This window comes from Marinobacter algicola DG893, assembly GCF_000170835.1.
GTDB lineage: Bacteria > Pseudomonadota > Gammaproteobacteria > Pseudomonadales > Oleiphilaceae > Marinobacter > Marinobacter algicola.
This window is the reverse complement of the sequence record NZ_ABCP01000002.1, coordinates 61,006-81,223: the sequence shown is the minus strand read 5'-3', so window position 1 is coordinate 81,223 and position 20,218 is coordinate 61,006. Positions and strand designations below refer to the sequence as shown.

19 protein-coding genes are annotated in these 20,218 nt (G+C 55.5%); 8 read left to right on the top strand and 11 right to left on the bottom strand.

What is annotated here, in order from left to right; all coding sequences use genetic code 11:
- Positions 1–368: 368 nt before the first annotated feature.
- On the bottom strand, positions 369–536 hold the full coding sequence (locus MDG893_RS02630; protein WP_156105500.1) for a DUF1127 domain-containing protein: 168 nt from the start codon (positions 534–536) through the stop codon (positions 369–371).
- 178 nt (positions 537–714) lie between these two features.
- On the opposite strand from MDG893_RS02630, the gene MDG893_RS20415 reads away from it, so the two are divergent.
- Entirely contained in the window at positions 715–1,599 is an 885-nt protein-coding gene (locus tag MDG893_RS20415; RefSeq protein ID WP_007152164.1) for a LysR family transcriptional regulator, read from the top strand.
- Positions 1,600–1,607: 8 nt separating this feature from the next.
- Here the strand turns inward: MDG893_RS20415 and MDG893_RS02620 are convergent, their stop codons facing one another.
- From MDG893_RS02620 to MDG893_RS02600, 5 genes are all read right to left on the bottom strand, one after another.
- Complete coding sequence (locus tag MDG893_RS02620; protein WP_425268449.1) at positions 1,608–2,303, bottom strand: RES family NAD+ phosphorylase; 696 nt, start codon at positions 2,301–2,303, stop codon at positions 1,608–1,610.
- Positions 2,297–2,698: an antitoxin Xre-like helix-turn-helix domain-containing protein gene (locus MDG893_RS02615; RefSeq protein ID WP_007152162.1), complete on the bottom strand. Its 402-nt coding sequence runs from the start codon at positions 2,696–2,698 to the stop codon at positions 2,297–2,299. The genes MDG893_RS02620 and MDG893_RS02615 overlap by 7 nt, the downstream gene beginning before the upstream one ends.
- 99 nt (positions 2,699–2,797) lie before the next feature.
- On the bottom strand, positions 2,798–3,394 hold the full coding sequence (locus tag MDG893_RS02610; RefSeq protein WP_007152161.1) for an ATP-dependent zinc protease family protein: 597 nt from the start codon (positions 3,392–3,394) through the stop codon (positions 2,798–2,800).
- Positions 3,388–3,969 carry an acyl carrier protein phosphodiesterase gene (locus MDG893_RS02605; protein WP_007152160.1) on the bottom strand — a complete coding sequence of 194 codons (582 nt, stop codon included), beginning with the start codon at positions 3,967–3,969 and terminating at the stop codon, positions 3,388–3,390. The genes MDG893_RS02610 and MDG893_RS02605 overlap by 7 nt, the downstream gene beginning before the upstream one ends.
- 42 nt (positions 3,970–4,011) lie before the next feature.
- Positions 4,012–4,557 (bottom strand): porin family protein, encoded by a 546-nt coding sequence (locus MDG893_RS02600; RefSeq protein WP_007152159.1) that lies wholly within the window; start codon positions 4,555–4,557, stop codon positions 4,012–4,014.
- A 251-nt stretch (positions 4,558–4,808) separates the two neighbouring features.
- Here MDG893_RS02600 and MDG893_RS02595 point away from each other — a divergent pair, with 251 nt between their 5' ends.
- Positions 4,809–6,224, top strand: coding sequence for a TrkH family potassium uptake protein (locus MDG893_RS02595; RefSeq protein ID WP_040474220.1), 1,416 nt, complete (start codon positions 4,809–4,811; stop codon positions 6,222–6,224).
- 51 nt (positions 6,225–6,275) lie between these two features.
- Here MDG893_RS02595 and MDG893_RS02590 read toward each other — a convergent pair whose 3' ends face one another.
- Entirely contained in the window at positions 6,276–6,935 is a 660-nt protein-coding gene (locus MDG893_RS02590; protein WP_007152156.1) for an alpha/beta hydrolase, read from the bottom strand.
- 15 nt (positions 6,936–6,950) lie between these two features.
- On the bottom strand, positions 6,951–8,162 hold the full coding sequence (locus MDG893_RS02585; protein WP_007152155.1) for a 1-acyl-sn-glycerol-3-phosphate acyltransferase: 1,212 nt from the start codon (positions 8,160–8,162) through the stop codon (positions 6,951–6,953).
- 150 nt (positions 8,163–8,312) lie between these two features.
- Here MDG893_RS02585 and recQ point away from each other — a divergent pair, with 150 nt between their 5' ends.
- Positions 8,313–10,169, top strand: a complete 1,857-nt coding sequence (gene recQ / locus MDG893_RS02580) for a DNA helicase RecQ (protein WP_040474249.1) — start codon at positions 8,313–8,315, stop codon at positions 10,167–10,169.
- 12 nt (positions 10,170–10,181) lie between these two features.
- On the opposite strand, the gene MDG893_RS02575 is transcribed toward recQ, so the two are convergent.
- Positions 10,182–10,733: a PaaI family thioesterase gene (locus tag MDG893_RS02575; protein ID WP_007152153.1), complete on the bottom strand. Its 552-nt coding sequence runs from the start codon at positions 10,731–10,733 to the stop codon at positions 10,182–10,184.
- A gap of 175 nt (positions 10,734–10,908) precedes the next feature.
- Between MDG893_RS02575 and MDG893_RS20410 the strand changes: the two genes are divergently transcribed.
- Positions 10,909–11,859, top strand: a complete 951-nt coding sequence (locus MDG893_RS20410) for a type 2 periplasmic-binding domain-containing protein (protein ID WP_007152152.1) — start codon at positions 10,909–10,911, stop codon at positions 11,857–11,859.
- On the opposite strand, the gene MDG893_RS02565 is transcribed toward MDG893_RS20410, so the two are convergent.
- Entirely contained in the window at positions 11,842–13,728 is a 1,887-nt protein-coding gene (locus MDG893_RS02565; RefSeq protein WP_007152151.1) for a methyl-accepting chemotaxis protein, read from the bottom strand. The genes MDG893_RS20410 and MDG893_RS02565 overlap by 18 nt on opposite strands.
- Before the next feature lie 251 nt (positions 13,729–13,979).
- On the opposite strand from MDG893_RS02565, the gene MDG893_RS02560 reads away from it, so the two are divergent.
- The 4 genes from MDG893_RS02560 to selD all read left to right on the top strand — a co-directional run bounded on the left by MDG893_RS02560 (position 13,980) and on the right by selD (position 19,170).
- Positions 13,980–15,527 carry a bifunctional GNAT family N-acetyltransferase/carbon-nitrogen hydrolase family protein gene (locus tag MDG893_RS02560; RefSeq protein ID WP_007152150.1) on the top strand — a complete coding sequence of 516 codons (1,548 nt, stop codon included), beginning with the start codon at positions 13,980–13,982 and terminating at the stop codon, positions 15,525–15,527.
- Between the two features lie 145 nt (positions 15,528–15,672).
- Positions 15,673–16,071 (top strand): hypothetical protein, encoded by a 399-nt coding sequence (locus MDG893_RS02555; protein WP_007152149.1) that lies wholly within the window; start codon positions 15,673–15,675, stop codon positions 16,069–16,071.
- Positions 16,072–16,117: 46 nt separating this feature from the next.
- Positions 16,118–16,894: a helix-hairpin-helix domain-containing protein gene (locus MDG893_RS02550; RefSeq protein WP_007152148.1), complete on the top strand. Its 777-nt coding sequence runs from the start codon at positions 16,118–16,120 to the stop codon at positions 16,892–16,894.
- Complete coding sequence (selD, locus tag MDG893_RS02545; RefSeq protein ID WP_007152147.1) at positions 16,894–19,170, top strand: selenide, water dikinase SelD; 2,277 nt, start codon at positions 16,894–16,896, stop codon at positions 19,168–19,170. The genes MDG893_RS02550 and selD overlap by 1 nt, the downstream gene beginning before the upstream one ends.
- Here selD and senB read toward each other — a convergent pair.
- A complete protein-coding gene (senB, locus tag MDG893_RS02540) occupies positions 19,154–20,137 on the bottom strand; it encodes a selenoneine biosynthesis selenosugar synthase SenB (RefSeq protein ID WP_007152146.1) in 984 nt (327 codons plus the stop codon). The genes selD and senB overlap by 17 nt on opposite strands.
- Positions 20,138–20,218: the final 81 nt, after the last annotated feature.

The following is a 20,218-nucleotide window of genomic DNA, read 5'->3' as shown; positions in this document are numbered from 1 at the left end:
TATGGGAGCCCGGCACCTACGGAAGGTTAGCACCCGTTTCGCTGGCGTCAACTGTATCTTAAAACTGTACTCCCCCAATAGCACCCTTCTGTGTCTGTTCCGCCAACACCGGTCCAATAGAATTTTATCAAGCACCGGAGGTGGAATATGAACATCGACAAAGTCCTGTTTCGCACACTCAAACACTATATTGAGAACCAAAGAACCCGCACACGCCTAAGAAGACGCCTGCGGGGAATGCCCATGAGAGAGCTGGATCGTTTGGCATGGGACATCGGAACAACCAGAGCTCAGCTGCTACGAGAGGCACACAGCCCGTTCTGGAAGACGCATCGCTGAGCCCTGGTGAACAAGGCTCAGCGTGACGACTACTCCCGCCAGAATGGCTTGTGCGCTTCCTCTACCAGACTGCCGTGAGGCAACCCTATGTCTTTTTCGACCAGCCTGGTGTCCATTTCATACAGCGACTGCCTCAATTGGTACCGGCGACTCCAACGTCCCGCATAGCGTTTGATAGCAGCGATGGCTCGCCTCATGAAAGAGCTCTTTGAGGGAACACATGCAATCGATGGTGTTTGTCTGAGTGTTTGATTGACGAGGATGGCTTTCATTTTCATCTTCCTTTAAATATGAACGATGACTACAATGAAACCATTCTCGACCCGCCGTACCAGGTCGTCCATCGACATTATTTGAACCCGGTGTTCGAAAAATATGAACATAAAGCTGGACAGGCTCAAGTCTTTTCTTCTGGTGGCTGAAGAGGCCAATCTGACTCGCGCGGCCGCTCGTCGTCATTCGACACCGTCTGCGGTGAGCGAGCACCTTCGCCAGCTTGAGGAAGAGTTCGAGGTTCTGCTGTTCGAGCGCAGTAAACAGGGAATGTCCCTGACCGCGGCTGGCGAGCGCTTGCTCATGCCCGTTCGCCAGGTGTTTACCGCCGTGGAAGATGTACGTAACACTGCGCTTTCCTTGCGTTCGGTGCCCCACGCAACACTCCGCCTTGGACTGAACTCTCCGCCTGAATACCTTCGTGTAGACGAAGTGCTTCGCCGGAAGACGGACGCTCTCCCTCACCTCAACCTGGAAATGAAAACCCGGGCGTCAACCCAGATTGTCGAGCAAGTGCTTTCGGAAGAGCTGGATCTGGGGTATGTCTATGGCAACTGCGAGGACCCGAGGTTGAAGGTGGTGCCACTCACGCCAGTGCGTATTTCCGTTGTTGGCCCTGCGGATACGGAGCTCGACACCCTACCAGCCGACTTCGAGTCACGTCGGCGCCTGCCCTGGGTCTGGCCCAACCGGGACTGCCCGTTTTTTGATTTCATGAAGGACCTGCTTGGCCCTCAGGCAAGCCTCTCCGACGCGGCCACCAGTTCCGACGACGAGTATTCCACGGTGGTTATGGTCAAATCCGGCATGGGGTTTGGGCTTGTGGAGCGGGAGTTCGCGGAACAATCACAGAGCCGCGGAGGGGTGCGTATTTTTGATGATCCGGAGATGATCACCAACCTCAATCTGATATGCGGCGTGCGAAACTATGAACGTTCAGAATTGCGGGCACTGTTCGATTTGATCGTCAGTGAATGGAAACCGTAACGGTATTCTCACGCCTTGGTGAATTTGTTAACCGTGCTGATTTGCTCACCGTTCCAGATAAACTCGAAATGCGCCGTCTGGATAACACTGCGGACGTGCCTGGGAGTGAATAATCCCCAGCAGGTATCGCCGGGTTTTCGAACAGAGTGATACCGAAGCCCTTCCGAGCCTGCCCTGTAGAGCCTGCGACCATAACTCCGTGAAGCAGCGTAGCTGTCAGCATCGTAGATAGTGTCCCCAAAGGAGAGGGTCGTGGCGTCGTGCAGGGTCATCGTCCCTACCTTGCACTTTAGCCCCCGGAACACCAGCCGGTCGTAGTCCAAACCGTGAACGCCCTGCCAGTAGCGTGACTGGTGATAGGCCACCTCCGCTATTGCTGTATCGATGCTCTCCCCCATATACAGAACACCGTACTGGCCATCGCTGAAGCGGCTGCCTTCGGGGTTTACATGGGTAAACGGGCCGGTGGCGTAGGAGCAGCCAGGGATTCCGAACGGGATCTCCGCTTTGCGGATCAGGTTGAGATTACCCAACTCGGTCTGAAGACGGGGGTTGGTGAGCGTTTGAAGTTCGTAGAGCGCATCAAACTCATCTTCGTCCGCCACATCATCAAACAGGCTGATGGGCGGAAACCTCGAGTTGATCAGGCGAAACCCGGTAATGCTCTCGGGTGTGATCGTTGGCGGCAGTTCCTGACTCACCAGAGCCCCCCGCGCAATACATCGATACGCCTGAACGTTTCATACAAAGCAGCAAACTGGCCCGTACTGATAATCTCAAGGGGACTTTTGCCGTTGAAGTACGGATTGTCGTTTTTCAGGGCCATAAAGCCGTAAACGTTCTTCGGGTTCTCGAAGATCATCCGCAGGCAGCCATGGATGTTGACCAGATAACTGAGACGTTCAATCTGGTCATGGGTCAGGCTCGCCTGCTCCGGCGCTTTACGATACTTATAGTACGCCGGGCGGGAGATCTGAAGGATTTTCTGTACCTGCTCGGGAGTACAGCCCCAACGGTCCAGAATATTAAACACGGTTTTAAGGCCAACGCCGGAGACGTTGTTCTTTTGGACGGTTGCGAGTTTCTGCGCGTTACTCATAGCGGACACCACTGTTTTTCAGGCTCTCGCCCACTTAACACTTGGTATCATTGTAGACTTATAGCTACATTTTGTCTATACGCAGACTTTACAAACAACTCACCCAGCCTGCTCTTCAGCAACATCGGCCAGATTTTTGTACTCGCAGTCCTGCTTCGCGATGAAGGCGTCCGCCGAATCAATCAGGATATTGTCGTCGCGCATGAACCGTCGACCCAACAACGCCGGATAGGAAAACTTCCCACGGTCCGTGAGTGAGAACTCAGTTTTATGACTGGTACCGGCAATGCAGAAGTCCATAACCACCACAAACCGGCGCTGCGAGGGTGCGCCCTTGCGCTTGATCTTAACCGTACGCTCAACAGGCAGGCTGAACTCCAGAATCACCTCTTCCAGATTCTTGCCGTCGGCGTCGTCCTCATCCTGGTGGTCAGCCAGCGGCAACTGGAAACTGACCCATTCTTCATCACCTTTCATGAACGGCTCAACATTGACGGCATGCAGTGAAGAGGTTTTGGCCCCGGTGTCCAGCCGGGCCTTCATGCGTAGGCCCGTGCCCTCGAGCACAAGCCATTCAACAAAGCCAAGTCGCTCGGGCACAGCGTTTTCATTACTGCTGCTCTCAGCCATGGCGATGGAGGGGATCAGGAACGCGAAAAGCGCAGCGACAACGTATCTCTTGGAGTCCGTCAACATTCAAAATCCTTTGTGGCAAAGTGTTTGAGTTCAGGGAAAAAGCTGAGGAACCTGTGTTCGAGTTCCTGGTCGTGGGCTTTGATCTCCTCGATGATTCCGCTGAACGCATTCCTGAACCGTATGCGATTGGCGACCCGGTCCAGAGCATACCCAATGTTGTCAATGTCCTGGTATGAGCGGAACCAGTCGTGGAGAACGATCTGCCGAGTCACCCTCTGCATTTTGTCAGGCATCAACGACGCGTTTTCATCGAGTTCCCGATAGACCTGATCGACAAAGGTATCGGAATTCACATGACTAAAGCGTTGCCAGTTTCTTAACAGGTAGTGATCGTAGAGGATATCCAGCGCCACACCCGAGAAACGTCGGCGCTGAGGGGAGAACAACCGCTTGCTTGCAATGACTTGCGGATGCTGGTCGGTAAACGCATCCACCGCCCTGTGATGCTGCAGCCCCACCCTCACTTCCCGGGGCAGTTCGCCCGGCACAATGCCTCTCGCGAAGTCCCCCAGCAGGCTGCCCACACGAGCCTTGGGGGAATCCGGAGCGAGAAAAAGATGGGCAAGGTGGTTCAAATTGGCTCCCGATAGTCATGCGAAAGCTGTCGAGCGCTCCGATCAGAAGTTGAAGGTGACGCCCAGGCCCAGACCGTCTACGGTGGAGCCGTCTTTGTCATAGTAACGCATGTATTCCACGTTGCCAGACACTTCCGGTGCAAGCTCAACATTCACACCAGCGCCATAGGAAAAGTCCGACTCGTCCTCGGTGGTGGTACCCAGGAACGACTTCGCTTCCACTTCAACCCGGGTTACACCGAAAATAACGTAAGGCGTTGCGGGTGATTCGTTCGCCAGATTCAGCGTGGCGTAGCCGCCGAAGAAATTGTCCAGCGAATAATCGACGCCGCCAATGCGATCATCGTCCACGCCAAACCCAGCACGGGCTTCGAGCCCAAAGAAAGGCGACACCAGGCCACCCACCTTCGCGGACAGCGTACCAACGTCAACGTCGTCACTGCCGTTTTCGATATTGATAAAGCTGTAGTTCAGGCCCGCATAAAGGCTACCACCACCTGACTTGTAGACATCAGCGAAGGCGCTTTGGGAGACCGCCATCAGCGGCGCTGCAGAAAGACCAAGCATCAATGCAATCGACTTTTTCATTTGAATTCTCCTTCCGGTTTCAAACCGAACTCACAATTCGAAGTTGCATCAGGCTGACGACAAACACCAGCGTTCGGATCCTTATTTACGCGGAATTTACAGTGATTTAATGTACCTGTAAGACCCTGACACACTGCGGGTTCCACCTTGCGAAAGCCCCAAGCCGCATGTATTCTGACGCCGTCTCTCTGTTCAGCCGGCTAGAGCGTCCTTTGAGAAACCTGAACCCCGTAATCTTTATCATGAGCGTCATGTTTATACTTCTTAGTATTTTCATGACCTTACCTGTGCTTCTTCTCGTAACTTCTGAATCGCCGAATGCCATGGCGTTTGCGGAGTCTGCGGCTATCTGTTTTGGCACGGGGCTGCTGGGCATTCTCGCGACCTACCGCCAGGCACGAGACCTGAAGCCCCGCTACATGTTCGTGCTGACCGTCTCCAGCTGGTTTATTATCGCCCTGCTCTCCTCGCTCCCGTTCTATCTCAGTGATCTGGGGCTCACCCTCGGCGAGGCCTTTTTCGAAGGCACATCCGGCATCACCACCACCGGAGCCACGGTGCTTACCGGCCTGGACACCGTGGATCAGGACCTACTGCTCTGGCGCTCTGTACTGCAATGGATTGGTGGCATCGGGATCATCGGCATGTTCGTTGCCGTATTGCCCTTCCTCCGCGTGGGCGGCATGCGGCTTTTTGCAACGGAATCTTCAGAATGGACTGACAAGGCCCTGCCGCGAATGAAAACCCTCAGTCGTGGCCTGCTGTTGGTTTACGTGGCGTTTTCGGTGCTTGCGGTAACGACCTATTGGTTGTCCGGTATGAGCCTGTTTGACGCATTCAACCATGGCCTGACGAGTATTGCGACCGGCGGCTTCTCCACATCCGACTTGTCCATGGGCAAGTTCGACTCCAACCTGATTCTGTTGGAAGCCACCCTGTTCATGATGATCGGCAGCATGCCGTTCTTTCTTTTTGTCCGGGAAATGCATGGCCAGCACGGCGTGCTGTTCAGGGATCAGCAGGTGCGGCTGTTCGTGACCATCCTGCTGGTGGTACCTGCCTTACTGACTCTTTACCGCTGGTACGTTTCTCCAGTGGAGTTCGACCTCGTTAACGGCTACGTGTCGACGCTCTTCAATGTCACGTCTGTGGTCACGACAACCGGCTATGCCTCGGAAGATTACTCTGCGTGGGGCCCACTTGCGTTTGTGCTGTTTTTCTTTCTGATGTTTATCGGCGGGTGCTCCGGCTCAACAGCCGGGGGCATGAAAGTGTTCCGCTTCCAGCTCTCATTGATCGTACTGAGGGAGCAGCTGATGCGGCTGCTGCATCCCAGGGCCGTATTCACCCGCAACTATAATGGCCGCGCGGTCAGCGACGAAATTATCGCTTCAATGATTGCCTACACCTTTATCTTTCTGTTGTGCCTGCTGATCATAACGGTCGCGCTGGCAGCTCTGCAGTTGGACTTTATCACCAGCCTGTCCGGAGCACTCACCGTGCTGACCAACGTTGGCCCGGCGCTCGGCGACACAATTGGGCCAGCGGGCACCTTTGCACCGCTCCCGGAGCTTGCCAAATGGATTCTATCGGTGGGTATGCTGATGGGGCGTCTGGAAATACTGAGCGTGGTAATTGTGCTTTCACCAGCGTTCTGGCGAAGCTAAGCGAGGCAACCTGCCCTGCTTAGGCTTCGCCAATCGAACGTCAGGCGAGCTTTACAGTACGTTAACGCGAAGGAACTTGCCGATATCCACGATCTCTTCCATGCACACGCTGTGTTCCATCGGATAGGTCTCATACGTGGGTTCAAACCCCATGTCCTGCAGCTTTTCCACGCTTTGCCGGCCCAGGGCCTCCGGTACCATGGGGTCAAAGGTGCCATGATAGATCCGGATCGGGATATCACGATTCGCCTCTGAGCACTTAACAGTCTTCGCAGTGGCAAAGTATGTTGAAAGGGCAATAATGCCCGCCAGGCGCTTCGGATAGCTCAACCCAAGCTCGTAGGCCACGGCGCCCCCCTGGGAAAACCCGGCAATCACAATGTTCTCGCTCTTCACGCCACGCTCAATTTCCCGGTCCACCAGTTTTGCAACCGCGTCTGACGAGGCCATCAACTGATCGGTGTCGACCACCCGGTCAATATCCATTGCCTTGATGTCATACCAGGCTGGCATCGTCATTCCACCGTTAATGGTGACCGGCATGTTGGGGGCGTGAGGGAAAATGAACCGAACAGCGGCATTGTCGGGCAGCCCCAGCTCCGGCACTACCGGCTCGAAATCATGGCCACTGGCTCCAAGGCCATGCAGCCAGATAACGGCGGCAGTAGGATTGGGATTGGTTTCCAATTCGATATATTGAAGTTCTTGCACAAAATACCTCGGGTATCAGGGGTGTTCCGTTGGTGTATCCGTCGAGCCGTTGCCATTGTGAGCTTCAAGCGCCGTGACCACCGGGTTGGCGTACATATCCAGCAGATAGGGCCGAATCGCCGGGTCGCAGGCATCAAGTCGACGCTCCATCTCCGCCTCGGCGGCTTCTATTTCCGCCGCTGACCAGGCCTCTGCCGTCACCACCGCATCGCTTACAGAGTCTCTGCTGGCGTGTGAATCAGGATGAATGCCTCTTTGCTGATAGGCCACCAGGTTGGACGTGTGCAAGTGATAATTGGCATGCATCTCCCGATCGATCCGGGCAGCCAGTTCCTTAGGCGTGTTTTCGGCATCCGCGATGGGTGCTCCGAAATGCACGTGCACGTGGCCCTTGAACCCCGTGAGCCCGCGCATTATCTGGTTAGTATCCTCGCCTTCGGCCTTAATGTACTTGCCCGTGCGGGAGCGGGTTTCGAGCTCTCGGGCCTTGTCCATATCGCAGGGATCATACTCGTAGGCAATGGAGACCGGAACGATGTGCAGCCTGTTCATGGCTTCGCCGAAATCCAACCCACTTTTCTTCTGGCTCATGTAGAACATTTTGACGATAGCGGGATCGGTGAAATCCAGCCCGTCTTTGGCGCGCCCTTCACGCTGAGCAATCCAGATGCTCTCGTTGTTTTCGATACTGTGATTTATAAACGCTGAAAGCATGATGTAGGCGTCCCGCATTTCTCGGGGGCTGGTCATGCTGCGACGAACCACAAAGCTCTTGTTAAGCCGCATCATTTCCGCAAACACGCGGTTCGCCAGCAGGTTGTCGCCGATGGCAATACGCGTGGTGTTGAAACCATTCGCAAACAGCAGGTAGTTGACCACCATCGGGTCGAAGACGATGTCGCGATGGTTGGAAATGAACAGATAAGCGGTCTGCTTGTCCAGGTTATCCAGCCCGCTGTGGGTAACGCGGGTCGTTGTGTGATCGACCAGTTCGCCAACATACCCCGACAGTCGTGCCTGGAGGTCGTCGATGCGGGTAATCCCGCCAAAGTGGCTGGCCAGCCAGCGCTTTACCCATACCCGAAGCATCGCGGGTGCCCATTTGGCCAGTGTGGGCGATTTGAAGCGGCCAATCATGTCAAGAAATTCCGGATCCCGTACCAGATTGTTGATGGCGGTTCCGGTTTCCTCGTCCGAGTAGGGACGGATGGCGTCAAATTCCTGCATGGAGTTCCTGTTTGTTGGTGCAGAAAAAAGGCGCATTGTAGCGTTTATAAGGTTTGTTTGTCTCCGCCGATTCCGTGACCGGTTTCTGGTATCATGGCCCGCCTGTCAGAACGGCATCCTTTACCCTCAACCAACACCGCTGGCCAAGTCATGGATTTTGCACAACTCAGCACAGAGCGCCCCCGCGTTTCCGACCAGGACCCGGAAGAAGTCCTACATCGTGTTTTCGGTTACGAGACCTTCCGGCCCTTGCAGGGCGATATTATCCGCGAACTGGTTAACGGCGGTGATGCATTGGTGTTGATGCCCACCGGCGGTGGTAAGTCCCTCTGTTATCAGGTACCAGCACTGGTGCGCGCTGGAACAGCTATCGTCATATCACCACTGATTGCACTGATGCAGGACCAAGTGGCGGCGCTGAAAGAGCTGGGCGTCAAGGCCGCGTTCCTGAACTCCACCATGGACTTCGAACAGGCTCGGGATACTGAAAACGCCCTTATGACGGGCGAACTGGACTTGCTCTACTGCGCGCCTGAACGGTTAATCCAGCCTCGCACACTGGACTTGCTGCATCATGCGTCCATTTCGCTGTTTGCCATCGACGAAGCTCACTGTGTGTCCCAGTGGGGCCATGATTTCCGCTCCGACTACCTGGAGCTAAGCCGGTTGGCCCATGAATTCCCGGACGTCCCCCGTATCGCCCTCACGGCTACCGCTGACGAACGCACCCGGAAGGAAATTGCTGAACGGCTTTCCCTGACCGATGCGCGACATTTTATCAGTGGTTTCGACCGCCCGAATATCCAGTACAGAATTTCACCAAAAACCAATGCGAACAAACAATTACTGGATTTCATTAAAGCGGAGCATGATGGCGACTGTGGCATCGTTTACTGCCTTTCCCGCAATAAAGTCGACAACACAGCGAAGTTGCTCAGTGACAAAGGCTACACCGCTCTGCCCTATCATGCGGGCCTCAATGCCATTGATCGTGCGCGGCATCAGGAACGCTTCCTTCGCGAGGATGGCGTCATCATCGTGGCCACTATTGCTTTTGGCATGGGCATCGATAAACCCGATGTACGGTTTGTCGCCCACCTGGACCTTCCCAAAAGCCTGGAAGCCTACTATCAGGAAACCGGCCGAGCTGGTCGTGACGGCAAGCCCTCGACCGCCTGGATGGTCTACGGCCTTCAGGACGTGATCAAACTACGGCAGATGCTCGAAGGCTCCATGGGCAATGACCACTTCAAACGTGTTGAACGTCAGAAGCTGGACGCCATGCTGGGGCTGTGCGAAGTAACAAGTTGCCGGCGACAGGTGTTGCTGCGATATTTCGGCGACACCCTTGAACAACCCTGCGGGAACTGTGACACCTGCCTGAACCCGCCGGAAACCTGGGACGGCAAGGTTGCCGTTCAGAAGGCGCTCTCGTGCGTGTTCAGAACCGGCCAACGTTTCGGGGTGACGTATTTGATTGATGTGTTACGTGGTTCTGAAAACGAACGTATCCTGCAGTCCGGTCATCAGACTGTATCAACCTACGGCATCGGTACCGAGTTGTCTGCGAACGACTGGAAGTCCGTGTTCCGTCAGTTGGTGGCCAATGGTTACCTGAGGGCTGATCCGGAAGGCTATGGAGCGCTGCAACTCACGGAGCAATGCCGCCCGCTACTGAAGGGCGAAGTGGCTATCCAATTACGCAAGGATCCCGTTGTGAAGGCCTCCAGCGGCCGTGGATCATCAGGATCCGGCCGCCGCAGGATTGCGGACCAGATCACGGACAAACCTGGCTGGGAGGCGCTGCGCGCCTGCCGCAAGTCGCTGGCGGATGAGAAAGGCGTGCCGCCCTACGTGATTTTCCACGATGCCACGCTGTTTGAAATCCTGGACAAAAAGCCGAACAGCCTTTCCGAAATGGCTGAGATAAATGGCGTGGGTGCGGCAAAGCTCGAAAAATACGGGGAGACGTTCCTCGCCGCTCTGCGGGAACTGGACGGCGCTTGAACCAACCTGAGGTTATTGCGCCTGGAAGCCTTTCTTGCGAACACGATAGTGGGCCATCGAGGTAGCCACATGATTGCCTTCGCTGTCGTAAAGGGCACCTTCCAACTCAAACGCAGCCCTACCCGTTGCATCGGCCTCAGCCTTGATGGCTTCCACCGTGGCGGCGTCCAGTGAGAACTCAACAAACACGTCGGAGTTCGCCGGCTGCAGGAACTGAAGCGTCATTTCCTTGAGAATGGGCGTATAAGCCGGCCCCAGATCAAACAACGTCAACACGCCACCGGGAATCTCCGCCAACAGGAAATAGGCACCGGCGTAAAGGCTGCCAAAGTGGTTCTTATTGCCTTTCAGGCGTATTCTTGCCTTTACGAACCCTGGACGAATCTCCTCAACACTGAATCGATTTCGTGGTGCGAACGGTATCGACAGGCCAATAATCCGGTTAACGGCCGCGTAACCACTGGTTTTACGGAGCCATGCCATCGGTTGGGTGATTCGCGCTTCAGGATTCGATTCAGACACCCAATGGCCGGTTGCACCTATCAGATTGTCGATGAACGCCATGTTTTTTCCTTTTGGTGATTTAACATCCATGATTGCAGCCGTTTTAAAGGTATCGCAACTGTTTTTGCGATTTTTTACGGCATTTTCTTCTCGAACATGGAAATTCACCTAAACTGCTCTGATAACAAAACGGGCGACAACAAGAAATTCGAATGGACGCGGGAGTAGGTCTTCAATGAAAGTGAGGCGTGCGCCAGGCTGGCTAACGGCCCTGGCATTGTTTCTGGTTTGCCCGGGAACCAGTGTGTCTTCGGAATACGCATCTGGAGAAACACAGGCGACGGAGTATCGTCTGTGGTACCGCAATTATGACAGCCCACCTATACGAGCCTTGGTCGCCCTCGCCTTTGACAAAACACCGGAATACGGTTCCTATCGAATCACTCGCACCCTGGAGATGGCCCAAGGCCGGGTTGTCCGGGAACTTGAGCGCCAGCAATCAGGGTTGGTTGATATCGCCAACGTCGCGACATCAAACCAGAGAGAAGAAAGCCTGCGGGCGATTCCCATACCGATTGATGGCGGGCTTTTGGGGCTTCGGGTGTGCGTAGTGCTTAAAGATTCACTGCCCAGGTTCAAGGGTATCCGGAACCTGGGCAATCTTCAGGAGTCCGGAGTCCGCATCGGCCAGGGCGCCCACTGGCCAGACGCGTCGATTCTGCAGGCCAACGGAGTCAACGTGGTGACTCACTCGCGGTACGAAATCCTTTTCCGCATGCTGGAGAATCATCGTTTTGAGTGCTTTGCCCGCGGGGTCAGCGAGGTCCTTTTCGATCTGGAGCTTGAAAACAACGAAGATTTCGTCATCGAGCCCGATCTGTTATTGGCCTATCCGATGCCCTCTTATTTCTTCGTCAACCGCCACGACCATGAGACGGCTCATCGGCTCCAACTGGGCATGGAACGGGCCATTTTCGATGGCAGCTTCGGCGCCTACCTCAACCAGTATTACGGCCAGGCCATCGACGAGCTGAACCTGCACAGCCGGAACGTCCTTGTTCTGGATAATCCTTATCTGACGGACGAGTCCTGGGCCATTGGCAGCAGAACCCTTCTCGAACTCCGACGACGAATCCGGAAACTATCCGCCCCAAAAAAAGCGTCTCACTCAAACCCTAAATCGTGACACGTTCTCGCTGAGTGTGAGGCCAACCGATTCAATCTGACCGCTGTAAACATCGTTTTCGCTGGCAGCCTTGGCGGCTTCCTGGCCCTGGTCGGCAATCCGGGTGATGGAGGAGTTCAACTCCTCTGTCACGGAGGTCTGTTCTTCAGAGGCTGTTGCGATCTGCGAGGTCATCTGGCTGATCGACGTTATTGCGTCAGCGATACGGTTGAGCGACTCCATTGCATCCTGCGCTTTTTCCATGCTCACATTCGATACCGCTGTTGATGCCTTCATGACGTCCACAGCCTGGTTTGCACCACTTTGCAGGCGCTCAATCATGTTGTTGATTTCTTCTGTGCTGTCCTGAGTGCGGCGAGCCAGATTCCGCACTTCGTCAGCGACTACTGCAAAGCCGCGACCTGCGTCACCAGCCCTGGCGGCTTCAATTGCAGCGTTCAGTGCCAGTAGGTTGGTTTGTTCGGCAATACCCTGAATCACCTCGAGAACCGAAGTAATGTCGGTAACATCCTTGCCGAGTTTGTCGATGACTTCCGCAGCAGCGTTAATTTCTTTCGACAGTTTCTGTACCGCATCCCGGGACGCGGCAACGGTTTCAAGGGAAGCACGGCTGTCTGCGTCGGCGGTGTTGGAAGCGTCCGCTGTCTGCTGGGCATTCTGTGCAATTTCTCCCGCAGCGGCAGACATCTCATTGATGGCCGTGGCCACCATATCAATCTCGGCTTGCTGCTTTTCAACGCTGTCTCGGCTGGTGCTGGCGGTATCACGTAAGGAGGACACGTTTTCGCCAAGCTCGGCTGTACCCTGCTGGACGTCCCGGACCACATTCTGGATATTCTCCACAAATATGTTGAACTCCGCCGCGAGCTTGCCGAATTCGTCGTTGGCGCTATCATCCAGGCGCTTGGTGAGGTCCGCCTCGCCACTGGCGATTGACGCCATGGCGGCATTGAGCTTACGGACAGGAGCCATCAGCGCGCGGATACCAAAGTGCAGGATTACCAGTGACACCAACAGGCCAATCACCGCGATGATCAGTCCCGTCACGCGGGCTGCGTGAACCGGCGCATTGATCTTGTCCTCATTGATAAAGGTGCCAAGATACCACTCAACACCACGAGCGCCTTTGATGCGATGGAAACCCGCGGTCCAGCTGGCATCTCCGCTGTCGTATTCGTGGACTTCACCGCTGAGCCGGGGTGATTCTCCCAGAAGAGTGCTGATCTTCTTGCCAACCAGTTTCTGGTCCGGGTGAAACAGGACTGTGCCATCGTCACTGATCAGGGCAGCATAACCGGTGTTGGCCAGCGTAATGGTGGAGAGCGTCTGTTCTATGGTTTTCAACGCAATATCACCACCGACGACGCCCTGATAGGCCCCGCGCTTGACCGGAGCCAGCGTGGAGATGATAGTACCGCCGGTGCCAGCATCCACATAGGGTTCGGTGAACGAAGCTGAGCCCTTTTGTTTCGCCTGTTTGAACCAGGGCCGTGTGCGTGGGTCGAAATCCGCAGGCAGCGTGGCTTCGGAAGCGTCGTCCTTCATCAGCATATAGCCATCGTCACGGCCAACATAGACATCAATGAACCCACCACCGGATGTCGCGGCGGCCAGGATAACCCGCGCCTCGGCATCGGTTTCCACCGACTCCAGCGCTTTAGCGGTTGCTTCAGTCATGGCAAGGCGCGTGTTGAGCCAATCCGCGATGCTGGACGTACTCTGAGCCACCGTGTCTTCAATCAGCGCATCAACATAGGTATCCGTAGTGTCCTGTAACCGGAGGTTTCCGCTGAGTGTGAACGCCCCCATGACAAGTAAAAGCAAAACACCAAAGGCGACGAGTAACTTTTGGCCGAAACTCAGGTTCATTTTCCGGGTCCTTTTCGAGACATACAATTCGGGGGGTCAAGCAAACAGCGTATCGGCTGCCTATCATTCATAAACTGGTTTTCGGCGTTTGCTGCAAAGTCTTTAGCTTTATCTGGTAAGAAGTCTTTAACTCTATCTCGTAAGAAGTCTTTAACTCTATCTGGTAAGAAGTCTTTAACGCTCTCTGATAAAATACCCAGGCAATTAACAATTCTTGTCGTCATTTCCATACCCAACGGGAGCTGCCGTATATGGCCCACGAAGAACTGCACCTCAACCTTCGTAACCTGACCAATGATGACTACCCTCAGCTCCAGCGGCTGATGGACAGGGTCTACGACGATATTGGCGGTGCCTGGCCAGAGGACACGATTGAGGCTCTGGTGCAGCAATTCCCTGATGGCCAGATCTGTATCGAGGAATCCGGTGACCTGGTGGCCGTGGCACTCACGGTGTGCGTCAAGTATGAGCGGTTCAGTAACCCGCACACCTACGACGACCTGATCCTGCGCAATGAAAAAATCTGGCACAACGCCAAAGGCGACTCGCTTTACGGTCTCGATGTGTTTATCCACCCGGACTATCGCGGCTACCGTCTTGGCCGGCGGCTTTATGAGGCCCGAAAGGAACTCTGCCGCTCGATGAACCTGCGCGCCATCCTGGCAGGCGGCCGGATTCCGGGGTATCACAAGTATTCAGACCAGCACTCCCCGGAAGAATACATCCAGCGAGTGGATCGCAAGGATATTTACGATCCGATTCTGAGCTTTCAGCTGTCCAACGACTTCCAGGTCACCCGGCTGATGCACAAATACCTGCCGGAAGACGAAAAGTCCCTGGGCTACGCCACGCTGCTGGAATGGCGGAACATCCTCTATACCCCGCCATCTCCGGTCCTGAGCGTCAAGAAGACTCAAGTGCGCCTGGGCGCGGTCCAGTGGCAGATGCGTGAGTTTACCTCTGTGGAAGAAGTACTGGAGCAGGTGGAGTACTTCGTGGATGCGCTCTCGGACTACAAGAGCGATTTCGCGCTGTTTCCGGAGTTTTTCAACGCACCGCTGATGGGTCTGACGGACCAGGTGGACCAGACAAGGGCCATTCGCTTTTTGGCAGGCTTTACCGAGCAGTTCCGCAACCAGATGTCGGAAATGGCGGTCAGTTACAACATCAACATCATTACCGGTTCGATGCCCCTGCTCGAAAATGATCGGGTCTACAACGTGTCCTATCTGTGCCACCGCGATGGCCGCGTCGACGAGCAGCGCAAGATCCATATCACCCCCCACGAACGCCGTGACTGGGTCATCGAGGGCGGTGAAAAGTTCCAGGTGTTCGACACAGACGCCGGCCGCGTGGCCATCATGATCTGTTACGACATCGAGTTCCCGGAACTGGGGCGCCTGGCTGCCATTGAAGAGGTGGATATTATTCTGGTGCCCTTCTGGACAGACACCAAGAACGGCTACCTTCGGGTACGTCACTGTGCTCAGGCACGTGCGATTGAAAACGAGTGTTACGTCGTGATCACCGGTAGCGTGGGTAACCTTCCCAAGGTTGAGAACCTGGACGTCCAGTACGCCCAATCCTCCGTATTCTCGCCATCGGACTTCGCTTTCCCCCATGACGCGGTGATGGCGGAAACGACTCCGAATACGGAAATGATCATGTTTTCGGATATGGATCTGGAAAAGCTGAAGCTGGTTCGCAATGAAGGCTCCGTGACCAACCTGAAAGATCGGCGCACGGATATTTACGAGCTGAATACCCTACAAACAGGCCAAAATGACAAAAACAGTTGATGAACCGCCTGAGAGCTCTATCGTATGACACTGAACACGTTGCCAAACCAACAGAGTGTGGCTATTGTTTAACCATATACCTTCAGGAGCATGCCCTCGAGGTGTCGTCAGGACGCCCTCGGGGGGCAACAGAGATCATTTTTAGATGAACGAAGCACTACCGGATCTTGTCGCACATTTTCACATCAAGCGTGGCCTCTTTCGCCGAGAGCGTGTACAGGCCGCGTTGTTCGAGCTGGATCACTTCGGATGTGTGATGAAGACGGACAAGATATTCAACCCCGGTGATACGGTCATCCTGGATCTCGTGATGGAAATGCCGTTTGACGACATCAGGGCGGATGGCATTACCGGCCTGGTAACGGAACGCAGGAAACACTGTAGCAATTTCTTCTATTCCGTTGATTTCGTAGAACTCAATGACAACTCCTCGTCTGCCCTGAGCGAAAAACTCAAGCGCATTCGTGAGGTGGTGCTCAAGAAGCAGACACTGAAATCCAGACGTTCCTCAGGGCCCGCCTCCAGCATTCGGCAACTGGCCTGAACCACCCACGCCCCACATCAACTCGCACTTCAAGGAGAAAGTCCTCATGGCGAAGAAAGCCAACAAGCCAAGCGTTGATAAAGTCGTCAAGAAAGTGAACAAAGAGTTCGATAAGACATCATCACAGATCGAAAAACTGATCAACGACGCCCTCAAACAGTTCGACAGCCTGCAGAACCAGATCCAGGAACCCGTCCGCAAGCTGTTAAAGGAAGTGGAAGATCTCCGTGAACGTGAAATGAAACGGTTCAATGAAGAGTTTGAACGGCGCCTGGGTGAATTCCACGAGTTGCAGAACAACATCCTGGACCGTCTTGGTATCGCTAGCAAGGAAGCCAGTGAAGAAGCGAAAAAGGTTGCCGGCCAGGCCGCCAAGAAGGCGAGTCCCACTACCAAAGGCAAATCAGCTCCGAAAAAAGCCACCAGCAGTAAGGCAGCTGCTAAAAAACCTGCCGCCAAGAAGCCCGCCACAGCAAAAGCGGCAACTGCGAAGAAAGCCGCCAAGCCCAAGGCGAGCACAGCCACAACCGCCAAAAGCTCGACCGCAGCCACTAAAACCGCTCCCAAGAAAACCCCCACGGCCGCACGGAAGCCAGCAACAAAACCGGCTGCAGCAAAACGCGCTCCGAAGCCGAAGGACAAGGGCGACCTGACCCAGGTTAAAGGTATTGGGCCGGCTACCGCCCGCAAAATGAAGGAAGCCGGTATCACCTCGGTTGATCAGATCGCCAATCCGTCTGATGCGGACAAAGAAAAGCTACAGGCATTTTCCAGCGTGAAAGGCTTTAACACCTTCAGCGACGAAGCCAAGAAAGTTATTTAATGCAACAATCCGAACAGCCTGTTTTACGGGACATTGTCCTGATTGGCGGCGGACACAGCCACGTTGGCGTTCTCAAGCGCTTTGCCATGAACCCCGTGCCTGGTGTCCGCCTTACCCTCATCTGCAGGGATACCCACACCCCCTACTCCGGCATGCTGCCCGGCTACGTGGCTGGGCATTATTCCTACGACGAAGTCCATATCGACCTCAGTAAACTGGCCGAATTCGCGGGCGCGCGCTTCTATCGCGATGAAGCTATCGGCATAGACCGTGGTCGTAAGCGGGTAGTCTGCCGTTCCCGGCCGGATGTTCCCTACGACATTCTGTCGGTGAATATCGGCTCTGCTCCCAAGGTAGGTGACGTCAGCGGAGCTGCTGAGCATGCAGTGCCCGTCAAGCCTATCAACGGATTCAATAATCGCTGGTTGTCATTGCTATCGCGGCTGGAGAACCATGACGGCCCGATGACCGTTGCTGTGGTCGGTGCCGGTGCGGGTGGCGTTGAGCTCACCCTGGCCATGCAGTTCCGGCTAAGAAATGAGCTCGAAAAACGCGGCCACGACCCGGACCAATTGCATTTCCATCTGTTTGACGCTGACCAGCAGATCCTCCCCACCCACAACGCCAAGGTGCGTGCAGTATTCGCCGAAACGCTCGCAAGCCGTGGAGTGAAGATTCACCTGGGATCCGCAGTTTCAGAGGTTGCCGCCAATCGCTTGACCACGGAATCCGGCGACACCCTGTCGGTCAACGAAGTGCTCTGGGTCACCCGTGCCGGCGGTCCCGAATGGCTGCGGGACACTGGCCTGGCCCTGGACGACGGTGGCTTTATCCGGGTAACGGACACTCTGCAGACAGAAACCGACGGCGATATCTTTGCGGCGGGTGACATTGCCAACGTTGTGAATCATCCCCGGGAAAAAGCGGGCGTATTTGCCGTTCGTCAGGGCCGCCCACTGGCGGACAACCTCCGTCGCCATGCTCTCGGAAAGCCGGCGAAGCCGTTCCGGCCGCAGAAAAAATGGCTGGCGCTGATCAGTACCGGCGACAAATTCGCAGTAGCCTCCCGGGGTGACCTGTCTTTGGCTGGTTCTTGGGTCTGGCGCTGGAAAAACAGCATCGATCGACGTTTCATGGCGAAATTCAATGATCTTCCCGCCATGGAAGAGAATGCCGCCCTGCCCGACACTGGCGCCGCACAAAACCCTGAGGAAGCGTCCCAGGCCATCTCCGCAGTGGCCATGCGTTGCGGTGGCTGCGGCGCCAAAGTCGGCAGTACCGTGCTGTCGCGGGCGCTGGGAGAGCTACGACCCATAGAGCGTGACGACATACTGATTGGTTTACACGCACCGGACGACGCCGCCGTACTGACCGTGCCTCCCGGAAAGGCGGTGGTTCACACCGTCGATTTCTTCCGGGCCTTTATTGACGACCCCTATGTGTTTGGCCGGGTTGCCGCCAATCACGCGCTGGGCGACGTGTTTGCCATGGGCGCCGAAGCTCAGAGTGCCACCGCCGTTGCGACCGTGCCCTACGGCATAGAGTCCAAGGTGGAAGACGTGGTTTACCAGATGATGTCTGGCGCCGTGGAAGTGTTGAATGAAGCTGGCTGCGCGTTGGTGGGCGGCCACACGGGCGAAGGCCGTGAGCTGGCACTGGGCTTTGCGGTCAACGGGTTGATTGATCCTGATGACGTCATGAGTAAGGGAGGCCTGCGGGCCGGAGACGTTCTGCTACTGACCAAGCCGATCGGCACCGGGACGCTGTTCGCTGCCCACGCCAAGCTGGCGGCGAAAGGCCGCTGGGTTGATTCCGCCCTGGCCTCCATGATGCAGTCCAATAAGGACGCTGCACAGTGCCTGCGCCGATATGGGTCACGAGCCTGCACCGACGTAACCGGTTTCGGTTTGCTTGGCCATCTGGTTGAAATGACACGCCCCTCCGGCGTTGATGCGGAACTGGATCTCATGGCAATACCGATTTTGCCTGGCGCAGAGGAAACTGCGGCAGCAGGCATCCTCAGTTCGTTGCAGCCTGCCAATATTCGTCTGCGGCGTGGCATTCGTGACCAGGAAAGGTGGGTCAACCACCCCCGTTACCCGTTGATCTTCGATCCGCAGACGGCCGGTGGCCTTCTCGCCAGCATACCCGCAGACCAGGCCGACGCCTGTATCAGTGAGCTAAAAGCTCTGGGCTACCCGCACACCGCCATTATCGGACGGGTCTTGCCCCAGGACGAAAGCGGGCCTATTGAGCCAATCACGCTTCGCGACTGAGCCTTGCGCGCTCGGCCACGGCCCGATCCATGGCTGCCAATAAGGCAGCCTGTTCGGCCTCTGGGGTAAAATTGCTGGCGAGCTTAGCAACACGATCGGCCAATTCCTCGAGGAATTCGGGAAATTGTTCCGCCCACTGTAAAACCCTGGCGAGGTCGGTATCGTCACCCACACTGAAGTAGCCCGGATAGTCATCACCCAGAAGGCCGACATTGCCAGAGATATCCGACGCAATAACCGGGAGGCCAGCACGGCATGCTTCCGATACCACATTGGCGCCGCCTTCCATGATCGAGCTGATCACCATGGCCCGGGATCGCTGCATCAATTGTTGGATGGTTGGCTTATCGACTTCACCCAGCCATTGAAAACGAGGGTTGGCTGCCTGCTCGGCCAGCGCGCTATTCTCCCATTCTGGTGAATGCGCCCTGCCGGCGTTGATGATGTGAATCGCTGATGTCTCTGGCAAGCGTCTTGCGGCCAACGCCGCTCTGAGGGGGTCTTTCTCATCCCGCAGATGGCCAATAACGCAAATGCCAAATTTACGGTTATCAACAATGGCCCGGTCTTCTGGCTGTTCGGCCGACTGCAGCACAGTGACCAGTTTGGTGGCAAATCGCTCGGGAATATCGCGAACAACCCGGTGATGGAGCCCAATCAGGCAATCGGCCAGCGCCATGGAGTTGAAGGTTTGTTCGGGGTATCGGTATTGGTGGTCGTAGATGTCGGTACCTGTCAGCACTACCATCAATGGTGTATCTGGATGGTCGTCGCGAATACGCACTACCGCGTCGCTGCTTCTCCAGGCATGCAATGCAATAAACAGGTCGGCAGGCTGGCTACTGTACTCGGTGAGGATGAGAACCTGATGCCCGGCCTGCTCGAGCAAATGGCTCCACCGCTCCGCCGTGGCCCGGTTACCGGCCCTGGAGCCAACCGGTGCAGGCGTGATGATCGCTATTTTCATGGCGGCGGATTTCCGTAAAGTATTCAGTTTTGAGTCGGTATTCATAACCTGTTTGGATAACAGAATCGTATAGATGTTCAG

What these genes read in the sequence shown, in the direction of transcription:
- MDG893_RS02630 (WP_156105500.1), bottom strand. Translation starts at nt 536, where the DNA reads ATGAGGCGAGCCATCGCTGCTATCAAACGCTATGCGGGACGTTGGAGT.
- MDG893_RS20415 (WP_007152164.1), top strand. Translation starts at nt 715, where the DNA reads ATGAACATAAAGCTGGACAGGCTCAAGTCTTTTCTTCTGGTGGCTGAA.
- MDG893_RS02615 (WP_007152162.1), bottom strand. Translation starts at nt 2,698, where the DNA reads ATGAGTAACGCGCAGAAACTCGCAACCGTCCAAAAGAACAACGTCTCC.
- MDG893_RS02610 (WP_007152161.1), bottom strand. Translation starts at nt 3,394, where the DNA reads ATGTTGACGGACTCCAAGAGATACGTTGTCGCTGCGCTTTTCGCGTTC.
- MDG893_RS02600 (WP_007152159.1), bottom strand. Translation starts at nt 4,557, where the DNA reads ATGAAAAAGTCGATTGCATTGATGCTTGGTCTTTCTGCAGCGCCGCTG.
- MDG893_RS02595 (WP_040474220.1), top strand. Translation starts at nt 4,809, where the DNA reads ATGTTTATACTTCTTAGTATTTTCATGACCTTACCTGTGCTTCTTCTC.
- MDG893_RS02585 (WP_007152155.1), bottom strand. Translation starts at nt 8,162, where the DNA reads ATGCAGGAATTTGACGCCATCCGTCCCTACTCGGACGAGGAAACCGGA.
- recQ (WP_040474249.1), top strand. Translation starts at nt 8,313, where the DNA reads ATGGATTTTGCACAACTCAGCACAGAGCGCCCCCGCGTTTCCGACCAG.
- MDG893_RS02575 (WP_007152153.1), bottom strand. Translation starts at nt 10,733, where the DNA reads ATGGCGTTCATCGACAATCTGATAGGTGCAACCGGCCATTGGGTGTCT.
- MDG893_RS20410 (WP_007152152.1), top strand. Translation starts at nt 10,909, where the DNA reads ATGAAAGTGAGGCGTGCGCCAGGCTGGCTAACGGCCCTGGCATTGTTT.
- MDG893_RS02565 (WP_007152151.1), bottom strand. Translation starts at nt 13,728, where the DNA reads ATGAACCTGAGTTTCGGCCAAAAGTTACTCGTCGCCTTTGGTGTTTTG.
- MDG893_RS02560 (WP_007152150.1), top strand. Translation starts at nt 13,980, where the DNA reads ATGGCCCACGAAGAACTGCACCTCAACCTTCGTAACCTGACCAATGAT.
- MDG893_RS02555 (WP_007152149.1), top strand. Translation starts at nt 15,673, where the DNA reads ATGAACGAAGCACTACCGGATCTTGTCGCACATTTTCACATCAAGCGT.
- MDG893_RS02550 (WP_007152148.1), top strand. Translation starts at nt 16,118, where the DNA reads ATGGCGAAGAAAGCCAACAAGCCAAGCGTTGATAAAGTCGTCAAGAAA.
- selD (WP_007152147.1), top strand. Translation starts at nt 16,894, where the DNA reads ATGCAACAATCCGAACAGCCTGTTTTACGGGACATTGTCCTGATTGGC.
- senB (WP_007152146.1), bottom strand. Translation starts at nt 20,137, where the DNA reads ATGAAAATAGCGATCATCACGCCTGCACCGGTTGGCTCCAGGGCCGGT.